This window comes from Serratia sp. ASV30 (assembly GCF_016428815.1).
Taxonomy (GTDB): domain Bacteria; phylum Pseudomonadota; class Gammaproteobacteria; order Enterobacterales; family Enterobacteriaceae; genus Chania; species Chania fonticola_C.
Genome location: NZ_JAELTL010000005.1, coordinates 1 through 14,201 on the forward strand (window position 1 = coordinate 1; position 14,201 = coordinate 14,201).

Sequence of the window (14,201 nt, forward strand, 5' to 3'; positions counted from 1 at the left end):
GCAAAGAGAGAGTCTGTGCAGCGATGCGCAAACTACTGCAACTGGCTTATGGCGTGGTGAAATCAGGAAAGACATTTAATGCGGAAATACCGCTTGCCGGATAACCGACAAGACGGTATCTCTCCCAAAGGGCGGGGGAGCTGGTACGGAGCCGTTCTCAGGTGCAAGCGTCAGCCTCTAGCCAAACTGATATTGAGGACGACTGCAATAGCCTTGATGTGGCACGTTCAGTCCCCTCTCTTTTTGGGTGAGGGCAACGTTTATAAATTGCTAACGCGCTTATCCTTTGGATATTTCACCGTATAAGACAGGGTGAACTTCTCGGACTGATTCGCAGGTAAATCCAGTGTCCACTGCACGTTACCGGTGTCTTTATCGTAGCTGGCACCGTCGTACTTCAGCCCGTCGATAGTAATTGCCGAATCACGACTCAACGGCATCTGTTCCATCACCACCAGCTTAATCGGCTCTTTACGGGTATTTTTCACGCTGGTGACAAAGGAGTACTGTTGGCTTACCGAATTGCCAAAAAACTCCGCCTTCGAGGTCAACTGCTTGCCGTTTTCGCGGTTAACGATAACCTTTTTGTCCCGGCCTAATGAAAGATCCAGCGTCTCTTTGGCCTCGGCGATGTTGATATCCCCCTGGCCGACAAATGACCCCTCGAAGAAGATACTGGACTTGCCCGGTAACAAATTAAGCTGCTCCCAGTCTTTTAACTGTACCTGCAAGAAAGCATCCGGTTCGATTTTCGGCACTACCACGTAGCGATAGTCGCCCTGAACGTCCACATCCTTGATGGTGACCGAATGCCCTTTGCCATCGGAAGCAATGTTATAAGGCAGGGAAATGCTAAAGCGGGTATTCACACCGCCAGCGTCGGTGACCACATAGTCAGAGAGGGAGCGTTTAGCTCTGGAGGCCATTGCGCCATCAAGCTCTTGAGCATTCGCGCCAGCGGCCATCTCCGCAACGGGAGCCGGTGCCGGTCTGGGTATCGACATTGCCATCTTGGAACTTGAGTAGTCCTGATAAAAATCGAGATACCAAGGTTGCAACTTCGGCGCCTGCGCCCCTTCGCTTGGGTTGCCGCTAGAAAGCGTCAGGTTGACCTTATCCCAATTGATGCCGCTGTTCTGAAACACATTGGCCTTGTAGCTCAGCTTGACCGGCTGGGTAATGCTGTTGACCCGCACATCGTAAGTCGGCACCCAGCCTGCATCCGGGATCACATAAGACAGCTTAACGTTACTGGTCACCGCTTTCGCAGTGTAAAACTTCACCACCACCTGATTCACCGTTTGGCCAGTCTTCTGCTGAGCCTCGTCCAACTGGCTTTTCAGCTTTTCGATATTCTTGTCAATCGCGGCAATCTTCTCTTTAAGCTCGATATCCGCCAGCAGCACTTCACTCATGCGACGGCTGACCAGTTCAAGCATCTGATTAACCTGCTCAACGGAAGCGCCCTCTTTCTCCGAACCCAGCGCCCGGTTACTTTCCAGCACCGCCAGCTGCGCCTGGATCACTTCCCGCTGCACGTTCAATTTGCTTTGCTCGCGTACCTCATCATCAATCTGCTTGGTTAATTGCTCCACTTCAGGCGACACATGTTCGGTAAGAAAATCACGTTTTATGCTGAAAGATTGCACGACCACGCCGTTATCGGCATCAAGCATCAGGCTCTGTTCGTTCAGCCCGCTGGCAATATTGGTAAAGACGACTTCGCTTTCCCCCGCCGGTAGCGTCACTTTGCTGCTGTTGAATAGCTCGGCACCACGAATAAAGACCGTCACATCGTTGAGCGTGACGTCTTGCGCCTGCGCCACACCGGAATAGGCTAACAGTACCGATGCCGCCAACAGCGTGGTTTTAAATCCTGGGAAAAGGGCCATCGTCATTTATCCTTAACAAAGAGGTTCCGTGCAGAATATCGACGAATTATAGCATGCAGCATGGTGGTAATATTTCTGAAAGATCATCACGTTCAAAGGCAAAGCAGCGATATTCGTTTCATTTAGAAACGTCGAGGGGAATTGATATTGAGAGAAAACCCATTCCACGCGGTTATCACGCAGAATGGGTTGTAGTGAGGTAATGGATAATTTATCGCAGGTTCGGCGCAGAACCACAGGCCGCGCGCTGTTGCTTTTCCAACTGCATGGCTTGCAGGTCTGCTGGCCGGATAAGGGTTAACGCCGCCGTTGGGCACACCTCAACACAGGCTGGCCCCGCTTCGCGCCCCTGACACAGATCGCATTTATTCGCCTGGGCCCGTTGGTACGCGACACCATTGCTGCCATAACCCTGATTGACCACCACCTCCATCGCGCCATAAGGGCAAGCCACCATGCAGGTCTTGCAGCCAATGCAGCGCGACTGGAGCACCTGCACGCTGCCATCCTGGTTATAGATGGCCTCGTTTGGGCAGGCGTTCAGGCAAGAGGCATTTTCACACTGGCGGCACAGCATCGGTACGCTGACGCTAAGCGTTTTCATCACCCGTAAGCGAGGATTGAAGTTTTCCGCCGTCATCGGCAACGGATTATCCCCCAGATGCGCCATCACGCAGGCAATCTCGCAGGTGCGGCAGCCAATACACTGTTTCATATCGGCAATGACAAACTGATTCATACCGTCTCTCCTTGAGCTGCGCTATAGCACATTGAGGTAATAGCCGATGCTTTCCGCCGCCTTGCGCCCTTCGGCAATGGCGGTCACGATCAGATCGGCGCCGCGCACGATGTCACCACCGGCGAAAATCTTGCGGTTACTGGTTTGGTACGGATAACCCGCCACCGTTGGCGCCACCACGCGCCCTTGCCTATCCAGCATGACGTTATGTTCAGCCAACCAGCCCATACGATGCGGGCTAAAACCAAAGGCCATGATCACCGCATCCGCCGGTACGATATGCTCGGAACCCTCAACAGGTACCGCCTGCCGCCTACCCTGACTGTCGGGAGCCCCCATTTCTGTTCGCCGCATTTGAATGCCGCTGACCTTACCCTCCTCATCGATCACGATGCTGAGCGGTTGCAGGTTAAACATGAATTCTGCGCCCTCTTCCCGCGCATTTTTCACTTCCTTTTTCGAACCCGGCATACTCTTTTCATCACGCCGATAGGCACAAATCACCTGCTCAGCACCGTGACGTACTGAGGTTCGGACGCAGTCCATAGCGGTATCACCGCCCCCCAGTACGATCACCCGCTTGCCCGCCATATTGACGTAAGGGCTTTTCGGATTTTCGGCATAACCCATCAGCTGTTGGGTGTTGGCAATCAAGAATGGCAAGGCGTCATACACTCCCGGCGCACCTTCATTTTCCAGGCCGGAACGCATCGATTTATAGGTCCCCACGCCAAGGAACAGCGCGTCGTAATCATTGAGCAGGGTTTCCATCGAGATATCTTTGCCAATCTCGGTATTCAAGCGGAATTCCACCCCCATATCGCTGAAGATCTCACGCCTTCTGGCCATCACGTCCTTTTTCAGCTTGAACGCCGGAATGCCGAAGGTCAGCAACCCGCCAATTTCGGGATAGCGATCAAATACGACCGGTTTGATGCCATGGCGCACCAGGATATCGGCACAGCCCAGCCCAGCCGGACCCGCGCCAATAATGGCAACGCGCTTGCCGCTGTCTTTCACCGCCGACATATCGGGCCGCCAGCCCATCTCAAAGGCCGTTTCAGTGATGTAACGCTCAATGTTGCCGATGGTGACCGCTCCCCCGTGCTCATTGAGCGTACAGGATTGCTCGCACAGTCGGTCCTGTGGGCATACCCTGCCGCACACTTCCGGCAGGCTGCTGGTTTGGTGTGATAGCTCCGCCGCTTCCCAGATGCGCCCCTGGCTGGCCAGCTTGATCCACTGCGGGATCTGGTTATGCAGCGGGCAGGTCCAGGAGCAGATACTCTGCTTGCCGCAGCTCAGGCAGCGTTCGGCCTGCTGCTGGATCTGCTGCTCATTAAAGGGTTGGTAGATTTCGGCAAAGCTGGTTTGGCGCAGCTCTAGCGGGATTTTACTGGCTTCCAGACGAGGTGCCCGAGGCTGTTGCAGCAGATTACGGATCGGTGTTGATTTCTTCGGGGCTTTCGCTTCTGGGCTTTGATTAGCGGCACTGCCAAACAGTTGGCTATGGTGATCGCGCGCCGCAGCACGTAGCCGCTTTTCTCGCTGCTGGTCCAGCAACGTTTGGTTGTCCACCAGGCTTAGTGCATGAGTTGGGCAGGCGCGTATGCAAGCAGGCTCATGGTTCAGCTCGCTGCACAGGTCGCATTTCTGTGCCTCAACCTTCTGGTAGCTGTCTGCCAGGCGATGATTGGCGGGCTGCACCGTTTCGGTCACCACCGTCATCATGCCAAACGGACAAGCGACCGCGCAGGCTTTGCAGCCGATGCATTTCTCTTGGCTGACCTGAATGCTGCTATCACTCTGTTCAATGGCCCCGGTAGGACAAACATTGGCACAGGGCGCATCTTCACAATGGTGGCAGAACACGGCCGTATTACCGTGGGTGCCCTGAATGACCTTGACTCTTGGGGTAAAATATTCGCGCTTGCTTGGGTATGCCCCTTGATGATGCGCAGTCACGCAGGCGACCTCGCAACTCCGGCAGCCAATGCAGGCTTCTGATTCCGCAACGATAAATTGATTCATAGGTATCCTTTCCGAACAGGCTGACTGAAAAAACACGCTTTCGTTGACGTTATCTCCTTATCTTGGCTGGCGTAGGCAGGTGTCAGTAAGGTTATAACCATGTAAATATAGTGGTTATATTTGATCGGTTTCCATGACATTTCGCATAAAAATGGCGTAATGCGCCAATCCGCGATAAAGCCAGGCAGGACAACTCTGCGTTTTAATCACCCACTGTCGTATTGGATCACATTGACACAGCACCTTTGGTTGTTATTTCGCCATAAATACATTAATATTATTTATATATCTATGGATTTTTTGTTGTAATTGAATGGAATATATTCATGTAATAAATGAGGAAAGCGCGTGCTAGGGATGAGCAAGAAAGCCAGTGGACTGCGGTTTACGTTAAGTGTTGGCAAGCTGCCAGCAGACGCTTTTGTGGTGGTGGGATTTACGCTGCATGAGCAATTCTCCAGCCCGTTCGCGCTAGAGCTTGAGGCGGCTAGCGCCAGGCCCAGCGTGGAGTTTCGCTCGCTCCTGGATAGTAATGCGACCCTGACGATTTGGCGTGAAACCGAGGTACAGCGAGTCGTCAATGGCATTGTCACCTCCATCGAACAAGGGGATGCCGGACTTCATCAAACGCGTTATCGATTTAGCATTCGTCCCTCGCTCTGGCGAGCCGGTTTGGGACACCGTTCACGTATTTTCCAGCAACAAAATTTTCTGGAAATCCTGGAAACCCTGTTAAAAGAAAGCAAGATCAGCGACTACGCCCACGCGTTGCGCTATCCCCATGCCGTACGTGAGTTTTGCGTCCAATATAATGAAAGCGATCTCGATTTTATTCATCGCCTGGCGGCAGAAGAAGGGATTTACTATTTCTTTGAGCACCAAAATGGCAAACATACGTTGGTGTTTTCCGATGATTGCGCCGCACTGCATGACGGGCCGACGCTCCCCTATTATCCCGACCAGTCATCTACCTCGTTGGATGAACCCTGCGTCACCACCTTTAAGCGCCGGGAAAGTTTACGCCTCTCCGAAGTGCTGTTGAAAGATTACACCTTTAAAGATCCCTTGTGGTTGGCAGAGTTCGGCGATGATGCCCGCGATACTGAGCATCAACCCGGTAGGTACTTTCATTACGATTTCCCAGGGCGCTTTAAAAGCACTGAGGTGGGTAAATCTTTTGCCCGCTGGCGCATCCAGGCGCTGCGTAACGATGCCCATCAGGGTGAAGGGGCAAGCAACTGCCCGACGCTGCAACCCGGCGTTCGCTTTACCTTGGAAAACCATCCTCTGGAGGCACTCAATACGCGTTGGCAAATCACCCAAGCCAACCATTCAGGGCAGCAACCCCAAGCGCTTGAAAGTAACACGGGTGGGACTGGAACTATCGTGACCAGCCAGTTTGCGTTTATTCCCCACGATCAGACCTGGCGTCCTGCTTTACTGCCCAAGCCGCGGATTGATGGCGCACAAATCGCCATTGTCACGGGGCCAGCCACTGAAGAAATCTTTTGTGATGAGTTCGGCCGGGTGAAAGTCCGTTTTCTCTGGGATCGCTCGGGCAGAACCGACGACAGCAGTTCCTGTTGGATCCGGGTATCACACCCCTGGGCGGGACCACGTTGGGGCATGTCGGCCGTGCCGCGCGTTGGCCATGAGGTGATCGTCGAATTTTTGAATGGCGATCCCGATCAGCCCGTAATTATCGGCCGCACCTATCATGCCAGTAACCTGCCCCCGGGCAAGCTGCCGGGCACCAAAACCCAGATGTCGATCCGGTCGCAAACCCATAAGGGCGAAGGTTTTAATGAACTGCGTTTTGAAGATGAAAAAGGCCAGGAGGAGCTCTATCTGCATGCGCAAAAGAACATGACAGCCGAGGTGCTGCATGATAGTTCCACCCGTATCGATCACAACGAGCACCGGCGGATAGGCAACGATCGCAGACAACAAATTGTCCACAATGATTTTCTGCAGGTTAATGGCGAAAAGCGTGACCGGATAGAAAGCGATTATTCCCTGACCGTGAATAGCAATTTCCACATTAACGCCAGCAACGCCTTATTGACGGAGGTTGGGCAGGAAATTCACCTGAAGTCCGGCACTAAAATAGTGATAGAAACTGGCACGGAAATCACCTTAAAGGCCGGCTCCAGCTTTATAAAAATCGATCCCAGTGGCGTCACGATCGGCCCCACGCTCGATGTGGGTACCGGCAGCCCGGGCTCCGGCAGAGGATGGGGTGGCAGAATGCCCGATGTTATTCCCATCCCAATCAGCATCCCTGCCTTTGCGTTAAATCCTGCACAGGTTAGTGCGTTTAAACAACCGCGAGCATTTTGCGAAGAGTGTGAGCGATGTAAACAACAGGGTTGCGCGATTTAATCGGGACAGCTTGCCGGAGGAAACGAAGATATGGAGAGTCAACTACAGCAATGGCTGGCCAATTGCGCATCAGGACAACGGTTGTATGCGGTGTTGTCCAGCGTCAGCGATGCGCAGCCATTGAAACACTACTATCAACTGGATGGCTCCCGCGTTGCAGAAGGGATTTATCACTATACGGCCTACAAAGATTGGCACGAAGTGATGCCTTATTTGGTGGAGCTGTCGGTTAATAGCCCGTTTTTAGCGTGGGTGAGTGAAGCAGCCTCAACTGACTGGGGATGGCTGGCAGTCAGTGAACAGCCGCGTCAGCGCATTCTCGACCATTTACGGGGCCTGACGCAGATTCATTTGCCGGATGGGAAGACGGTATTTTTCCGCTATTGGGACGCCCAGTTTCTACCGTTAATTCTGGCGGCCTCCACCGAGTCCCAGCAAAATCAACTGATGGGGGTGTTCAGCTCGCTTTGGGTCCGGCAACAGATGATTGAATTACCTGCCCAGGCAGCTCCAATTCTGACAGGGATAGTAACGCTGGAAGAAGCGCAACTCGCCAAGTTAAAGCAGCAAAACCAGACCGAACAGGTTAGCCAGCTACAGCGCTACCTTACCGATAAATATCCGAAGCGTGCTCGCCTGCTGGGCGATGAACAGGTCCAGCGGGTCATTACGCTTATCGCGGAAAAATGCCAAACGCACCGGCTGGAGCGTTTTAACGATCGCTGCCAATTCCTTGATTTAGCCTGCAGTTTAGGCTGTCATTTTGATACCGATCTCCAGCTTGAGCATATCGTCGCGCCCTATTTGACAACCGCAGCAGAGGAGCCAGGGCAGTTAGCCGTGTTAAATCAGCAGTTGGGGCTGGTTTTTGTACGAAGCATGGGCGAGAGGTTAGAGATCTACCTGGCCGCGCTGGAAAGGCTAAAAACCCTGCAACTTAACCAGTTACCCTATATGTATGAAGAGCAGCACGTGGTGGATTATGTACGCTCACTTTACCCTGAGCGTGCGCAGTACGTTCCCATACATCAGATGTTTGGCCTATTAGCTCAGGATCAAAATTGGTTTCAGGAGCATGGGATCACCACGTTGCACGGACAGGCGGTTATCCTGGCATTACAGTTCTTCCTGGGCCATAAAGTCTTTGATGACCCACTCTACCCTTGGGTTAAGGCTCATTTTGCTGATAACCACATTAATCAGGAAGACGAACGGCTCGCTGAGTTGGTGGCCTACACTCAGCGACGCATCAGAAAGGAACTGTTGATGTTACGTAAGCATTTGGAGGCAAGATAATGTGCGCATCAGATGGAATTATTTTTCCGGGTTTTGATTATAAATACAAGAATAACGACCCGAGTGACTACATTATCTTACCTAGCGTAAAGGAGCAGCAAGGTAAGATCACCGCTAATTGTTTAAAGACGTTGGTGGTGTTTGTTGGCGGCGCGATGGACGCAAATTTTCAACCTTTGTTAAAGTTTGTTTTTGCTCCTTATGAGAAGAGAAATGGTAGAGATACCAAGGATAACACTCGCAAACAGGATGTGGCCTACTCCGAACATGGTGGTGGGAAAGTCGCACCGCTAATGAAAGAGTGGCATGCTGCCGGGCAGAAGATCGTGCTGGTCGGTCATAGCTGGGGTGGGGACCGGGCGATTTTATTGGCGAAGGAAAACCCCGATATTCCGATTGAACTATTGGTAACGCTTGATCCGGTATCCAGGAAAGGCAAAAGCCCCAAACCCGCCAATGTCAAACGCTGGGATAATATCTACATTGATTATTCGATTGCAGATGGAAGCTCCGCCAATCTAATCGCTCGAACGGGTGGCCCTTGGGAGAGTTGTCCAGGTGCGGATTACAACCTGGCATTAAATGCCAATCTGAATGTTGATAAATACGGTAATGAAGTAAAGTCTTTAGCTAACAACTATGGCCATGCAGATGCCCTTCAAATGTTTTTAGTCGAGAGGAATAAAGTTGAAAAAATTTAAACACATTATTTTAGCATCTATACTCTTAGTGTTTGGATGTAATGGTAAGTATATAGATAACAGGCAAATAGGACACTTGGTTGATATGTCTACCAATGATTGTAATGCTCGTGAACTGAAGAACTGCGAACGTTACCATTCATGTATGATGAGCAATTATGACAAAATAAGAAGAGATCATTCTGGTATTGCCATTGCCATTTCATACATATTATTTTACACCCCTATTCAATACGAAAAGAATCATTTTTCTCACCTGATGGACAACGCATATAGTTTGTTAACTCCCGACTCTCGTTACGCAGATGATCCAGCTGTAACGGTGAGCGTAAGCTATTTTATTTACGCCCATAACGCCTGCGCCAGCATCACCGGGGATAAAACTTATAACATCGATAGCTACATGCCACTACTGAGGGAGAGGCTTGGTGTTAAGTAACAGCCTCAACGGTTCCAGGAACAACGTGCGCGCAACAAAAGTGCTGTCTTTGTCGCCGTTGTTTCATAAAGCTTTATTTTTTAATAACGCATTGGTTTATTTGGCTACGAAACAAAAAATTTCACTTTAAAATCAAACCAATAACTTATTGTGCATCCAATCAGATAATCCCCTGCTTGGTCTATAATTTAAAAAAGCTAAAAATTGGCATCCAAGGGTGGGCACCATGGCAGGAAAGATAACAGGTTTGAGAAGCCGCTATCCGCTGCATATCCAGATTGCCGCGCTGTTTACCTTGCTGATTGTCTCCATCGGCAGCGTGATCGTGTTTTTCAGCCACAGCCAACTCACCAAACTGACCGAGGCCAGCACCAACCGGCAGTATCAAAAAACTGGCGAAGCCATTGCTGCGGAGCTGGACTCTGTTACCCGCAGCATGAAAATGTCGGTGAATATGCTGGCACGCATGCCAATAATAGAAGCCACCACGCTCGAACAACGCGTGGCGTTTATCGGCCCGCTGGTCGAGATACTTAAGCAAAACGATTATGCCAACGCAGTATACAGCGCTTATCCCAACGGCGATTTCTTTATACTGCGCCGCCTCTCCCCTGCCAACCGAGCTTTATTTAATGCGCCGGAAGATGCCGAATGGCTAGCGCAAAGCTACCGCTTTTTAGAGACTTCACCCCAGGTTCAGAGTGTCTTTTTGGACGGAAAACAGCAGGTTATGGCGATGAAAACCGTGCCGTATAACAATTATGATCCCCGGGAGCGTGCCTGGTATCAGTTGGCGATAAAAACTCAGCAACTGATTACCTCCCCGCTCTATACCTTCAAAGGTACCGGCGAGGCCGGCTTCACCTACAGCATCCAGGCTCCAGATGGCCATGCCGTGATCGGTTTGGACGTTTCGCTGGCTTCACTTTCATTGTTTCTTCAACAAAACCTACCGCCGGGTAGCCAGGCGGCGATCATTAACGCTGCCAATGAAACTATCGCCAGCCTGCCTGCACAACCCCCCAAAAGCCAGGATAGGCTGAACAACATTGCGCACATCCCAGTGCTGCAAACATTGCTAGATCCCCATTACGGCGAAAACAGCCTATTTACGGCACAAGGGCAGAGCTGGTTTGGAGCCGTTGTGAAGCTTAAGGGGCAAGGCCAAGGCTACCAGTTGGTGATTGCCACGCCCTCGGTCTATCTGACCGCCGATGCCAACGCCATCCGCAACCGCTCGACCCTGATCGCCTTTGCGTTGCTGCTGCTCAGCCTGCCGCTGGTCTGGTATTTCTCCCTACGTATTTCCCGACCGCTGATCCGCCTGCGCCAGGATGCCGACGCCATCAGCAATCTGCATTTTGATGAGCGGGCGGAGGAACGCTCGGCGATTGAAGAAGTGGACGACCTGCACAAAGCCATGTCCAAAATGAAGCTGACGCTCAAGCAATTTATCTCGATGGGCAGCCTGTTATCCGCCAAGGATAATTTCCCACAACAGATGCAAGGCTTACTCAACGAAACTGGCAAAATCGCGACCATGAGCGGCGGCATTATTCTCCTGTCAGACAAAACGCCCGGCTGCTTTTCACCCATAGCCTGCAACTGGGCTGGAAAAGAGGTGGCCAGCTCGGAGGTAGCATCGTTGCAGTTTGATCCACAGCAACCCAGCGCATTTTGGCAAATTCTTGCAGGTGAAACCGTTGCCGGAGTCTTTACTGACGAGAATATCCCCGACCAACTGCTTACGGTCTTTGGCTCCCATTTGCCGCTGCGCTACGTGGCTGTCCCGATGCAAACTCATGATAAGCAACTCATGGGGTTCTTGCTGCTGTTTAATCCTGCCGAAGCTGCCCCGGAACATGGGCAAGCCAAAATACAGCTGATTAATGCTCTGGTGGGCAGCTTATCGGTAGCGATAGAGACGCAATATCTGCTGCAAGAACAGAAGCATCTGATGGGAGCCTTTATTCAGTTGATCGCCGGAGCGATCGACGCCAAGAGCGCCTATACCGGCGGCCATTGCCAGCGCGTACCTGTCATTACCAAAATGCTGGCTAATGCAGCGGTTGAGGCCAAACAAGGGCCGTTCGCCGATTTTACCCTTTCCGCCAATGAGTGGGAGGAACTACACACCGCCTGCTGGCTGCATGACTGCGGGAAAATCACCACGCCGGAAGCCATAGTGGATAAGGCCACCAAGCTGGAGATGATTTACGACCGCATTCACGAGGTGCGGATGCGCTTTGAGGTGCTGAAACGGGAAAAAGAGGTTAACTTCCTGCGTAAGCACCCTACGAACCCCGCTACCGAACAGGAAGAACAACAGTTACGCGATGAGTTGCAGCAGTTGGATGAGGACTTCTATTTTATTGCCCAATGCAATATTGGTGGCGAATTCCTGTCAGACAGCGCGCTAGCACGCATTCAACAGATCGCACAATATCAATGGACCCGCACTCTGGATGACACCGCAGGCGTGGCACGGGAAGAATTGGCGCGCAAAAACCGCCGCCCTGCCGCCTCCTTACCTACCCAGGAGCCACTGCTGGCGGATAAAGAAGAACATATCATCTACCGCGACGAGAAAAGCCATCTGCCCGAAAGCTATCACTTCAAACTCAAGGAGCCGACCTTACTCTATAACCACGGGGAGATTTACAACCTGGGCATCCGCAGGGGCACCCTGAGTGAGGAGGAGCGCTATAAAATCAACGAGCACATTATGCAGACGATCATCATGCTGGAAAAACTGCCGTTCCCACGCACCATGGCCAACGTGGCGGTGATTGCCGGTGGCCATCATGAACGCATGGATGGCAAAGGCTATCCTTACCAGTTAACCCGCCAGCAGATGAGCATTCCGGTGCGTATGATGGCGATCGCCGACGTGTTTGAAGCCCTGACGGCGGCCGATCGGCCTTATAAACCGGGCAAGCTGTTATCTGAAGCACTCAATATCCTGGTCAGCATGGCGAATGAAAATCATCTGGACCGTGAATTGATGATCCTGTTCCTGGAGTCTGGTATTTGGCATGACTATGCGCTGAGCTATCTGCAAGCCGATAAAATAGACACCGTCGATATTCCCGCGCTGTTACGCAAACTCGAAATACCCGATTGCCAACCGACGAACTGATACCCGGCAGTTTCACAACATAGGGGCGCAGCGGCGCCCCCACCGTCAAACATCTAGCTATTTTTTCTGCCGTTGCGCCTCAAACCACACGCCGCATTGGGAGAAGATCAGCGTATTACGATCTTTCACCAACACGTTATCACCGGGGACGCCTTCAGTCCCCTGATCGGTGATCCCCGGTACGGTGACATCCTGATGCTGAATGATGACTCGCTGCACCGAAGGCGTACTGATACCCAAAATCGGGAAATCGACGTACGAATTATCTCCCGAGTTGTCTTCCACAAACTCTTGCGCCTCTACCGTGGTGGTAGTCGCCCCCTGATTGCTCAGTTTCTGCTCATGCCAGGTAAAACCGTCTGCTTTATAGTTGATACTATTACCGACCAACTGCTGTGCCTGCTTTTCATCCCAGCAGCCCACGGTCTGGGTGGGAATGACCTTGGTCACGCTCCAGTTGCCGATTAACGCCGATGGGATCGGGGCTGGGGCGTTTTGTGCTGCCCAGGCTGTGGGCAACGACAGCACCAGCAGCGCAGCCAATGGCACGATTCTTTTACTCAGGGCGGGGAATTGCATGGTACGGCTCCTTAGAGTGCTGCAAGTCTATCAATTACAGTGACCAATCTGGCTATGACTTTACCTAAGCCATTGGCCTTTCAGCAAGCGGTGTTAACGCGGAATTAGCGGCCACCAGCGTTGTTCATCATCCCGCTGCTGCCACTGCGTCTCGCCACTAAGTGCCAAACGCCGATCTTCCAGGTAACGATATTCGCGGCGGGCCGCTTCCAGCAGGCTAAAATCCAGCTCTGCCTGCACTATTCCTGGCTCACGTCCCAGGCTGGCCACCTCACGCCCCAGGGGGTCAACAACCAGGCTTTCACCAGCAAATTGCATCCCACATCCATGCCCGGCGCGGTTGGCCATCGCCACAAACATCTGATTATCCTGAGCGCGAGCCAGCAAAGCGTTACGATGCACATGACCATAGGGATCCATATTGCCATCGGTAACCAGCAACAAATCACACCCCATCAGAGCCAACGCTCTTGATGCCTCTGGGAATTCGATGTCATAGCAGATCAGTAAACCAATACGCCGCCCACGCCACAGCCCGCAGACCAGGCGATCGCCCGCTTGCGCTTCAACGCGTTCGTTGGTCCATAAATGGCTTTTGCGATAATGCAGATAGACGCCCTGCTCCGGCGTGATCAACACCGAACTGTTGAACAACTGTGCGCCATCCTGCTCAAGAAAACCCACGGCGACGGCAATCCCCGTACGCTGGCTTGCCGCCACCACTTGCGCGAGCTCCGGGCCTTGCAGTTGCAGCGCGTAGTCCGTATTACCGTCAGGATGGGTAAAGCCCGTAAGCTGAGTTTCTGGCAACACCAACAGGTCGGTTTGGCCGCTGCAACGTTCAATCTGCGCCAGCACGGCGGCCAGGTTATGGGCAATGTCCCCTTCACGGCAGGTAAATTGGGCCAAGGTTATCCGCATTGATTACTCCTTTTATGTCGAACAGTGTTTTTACCTGTTATCGCCACTGGCTGGCAAGCCACTGTTAACGGAGATCATCAAT

The 14,201-nt window shown here is 52.2% G+C and carries 10 protein-coding genes; 5 read left to right on the plus strand and 5 right to left on the minus strand.

Translation table 11 applies throughout. The features are described from left to right. Positions 1-260 precede the first annotated feature (260 nt). From JHD74_RS02925 to aegA, 3 genes are all read right to left on the minus strand, one after another. A complete protein-coding gene (locus tag JHD74_RS02925; RefSeq protein ID WP_199061631.1) occupies positions 261-1,892 on the minus strand; it encodes a DUF4139 domain-containing protein in 1,632 nt (543 codons plus the stop codon). A gap of 211 nt (positions 1,893-2,103) precedes the next feature. After that, complete coding sequence (locus JHD74_RS02930) at positions 2,104-2,631, minus strand: 4Fe-4S dicluster domain-containing protein (protein ID WP_199061633.1); 528 nt, start codon at positions 2,629-2,631, stop codon at positions 2,104-2,106. 21 nt (positions 2,632-2,652) lie between these two features. Next, complete coding sequence (gene aegA, locus JHD74_RS02935) at positions 2,653-4,662, minus strand: formate-dependent uric acid utilization protein AegA (RefSeq protein WP_199061635.1); 2,010 nt, start codon at positions 4,660-4,662, stop codon at positions 2,653-2,655. 357 nt (positions 4,663-5,019) lie between these two features. On the opposite strand from aegA, the gene JHD74_RS02940 reads away from it, so the two are divergent. From JHD74_RS02940 to JHD74_RS02960, 5 genes are all read left to right on the plus strand, one after another. After that, positions 5,020-7,044 carry a type VI secretion system Vgr family protein gene (locus tag JHD74_RS02940; protein WP_233169423.1) on the plus strand — a complete coding sequence of 675 codons (2,025 nt, stop codon included), beginning with the start codon at positions 5,020-5,022 and terminating at the stop codon, positions 7,042-7,044. Positions 7,045-7,074: 30 nt separating this feature from the next. Then, complete coding sequence (locus JHD74_RS02945; protein ID WP_199061638.1) at positions 7,075-8,340, plus strand: DUF4123 domain-containing protein; 1,266 nt, start codon at positions 7,075-7,077, stop codon at positions 8,338-8,340. Then, on the plus strand, positions 8,340-9,041 hold the full coding sequence (locus JHD74_RS02950; RefSeq protein ID WP_199061640.1) for an alpha/beta hydrolase: 702 nt from the start codon (positions 8,340-8,342) through the stop codon (positions 9,039-9,041). The genes JHD74_RS02945 and JHD74_RS02950 overlap by 1 nt, the downstream gene beginning before the upstream one ends. Then, positions 9,028-9,480 (plus strand): hypothetical protein, encoded by a 453-nt coding sequence (locus tag JHD74_RS02955; protein ID WP_199061642.1) that lies wholly within the window; start codon positions 9,028-9,030, stop codon positions 9,478-9,480. The genes JHD74_RS02950 and JHD74_RS02955 overlap by 14 nt, the downstream gene beginning before the upstream one ends. 226 nt (positions 9,481-9,706) lie before the next feature. Then, positions 9,707-12,619: an HD domain-containing phosphohydrolase gene (locus JHD74_RS02960; protein ID WP_199061644.1), complete on the plus strand. Its 2,913-nt coding sequence runs from the start codon at positions 9,707-9,709 to the stop codon at positions 12,617-12,619. Between the two features lie 57 nt (positions 12,620-12,676). On the opposite strand, the gene JHD74_RS02965 is transcribed toward JHD74_RS02960, so the two are convergent. Both JHD74_RS02965 and JHD74_RS02970 read right to left on the minus strand, forming a co-directional pair. Continuing rightward, positions 12,677-13,198, minus strand: coding sequence for a hypothetical protein (locus JHD74_RS02965; RefSeq protein WP_024528819.1), 522 nt, complete (start codon positions 13,196-13,198; stop codon positions 12,677-12,679). A gap of 93 nt (positions 13,199-13,291) precedes the next feature. Then, complete coding sequence (locus JHD74_RS02970) at positions 13,292-14,119, minus strand: carbon-nitrogen hydrolase family protein (RefSeq protein ID WP_199061646.1); 828 nt, start codon at positions 14,117-14,119, stop codon at positions 13,292-13,294. Between the last annotated feature and the right edge of the window lie 82 nt (positions 14,120-14,201).

Bases quoted from the DNA above. Each gene is read 5' to 3' on its own strand.
- aegA (WP_199061635.1), bottom strand. From the start codon at position 4,662: ATGAATCAATTTATCGTTGCGGAATCAGAAGCCTGCATTGGCTGCCGG.
- JHD74_RS02925 (WP_199061631.1), bottom strand. From the start codon at position 1,892: ATGGCCCTTTTCCCAGGATTTAAAACCACGCTGTTGGCGGCATCGGTA.
- JHD74_RS02965 (WP_024528819.1), bottom strand. From the start codon at position 13,198: ATGCAATTCCCCGCCCTGAGTAAAAGAATCGTGCCATTGGCTGCGCTG.
- JHD74_RS02950 (WP_199061640.1), top strand. From the start codon at position 8,340: ATGTGCGCATCAGATGGAATTATTTTTCCGGGTTTTGATTATAAATAC.
- JHD74_RS02960 (WP_199061644.1), top strand. From the start codon at position 9,707: ATGGCAGGAAAGATAACAGGTTTGAGAAGCCGCTATCCGCTGCATATC.
- JHD74_RS02940 (WP_233169423.1), top strand. From the start codon at position 5,020: ATGAGCAAGAAAGCCAGTGGACTGCGGTTTACGTTAAGTGTTGGCAAG.
- JHD74_RS02930 (WP_199061633.1), bottom strand. From the start codon at position 2,631: ATGAATCAGTTTGTCATTGCCGATATGAAACAGTGTATTGGCTGCCGC.
- JHD74_RS02945 (WP_199061638.1), top strand. From the start codon at position 7,075: ATGGAGAGTCAACTACAGCAATGGCTGGCCAATTGCGCATCAGGACAA.
- JHD74_RS02970 (WP_199061646.1), bottom strand. From the start codon at position 14,119: ATGCGGATAACCTTGGCCCAATTTACCTGCCGTGAAGGGGACATTGCC.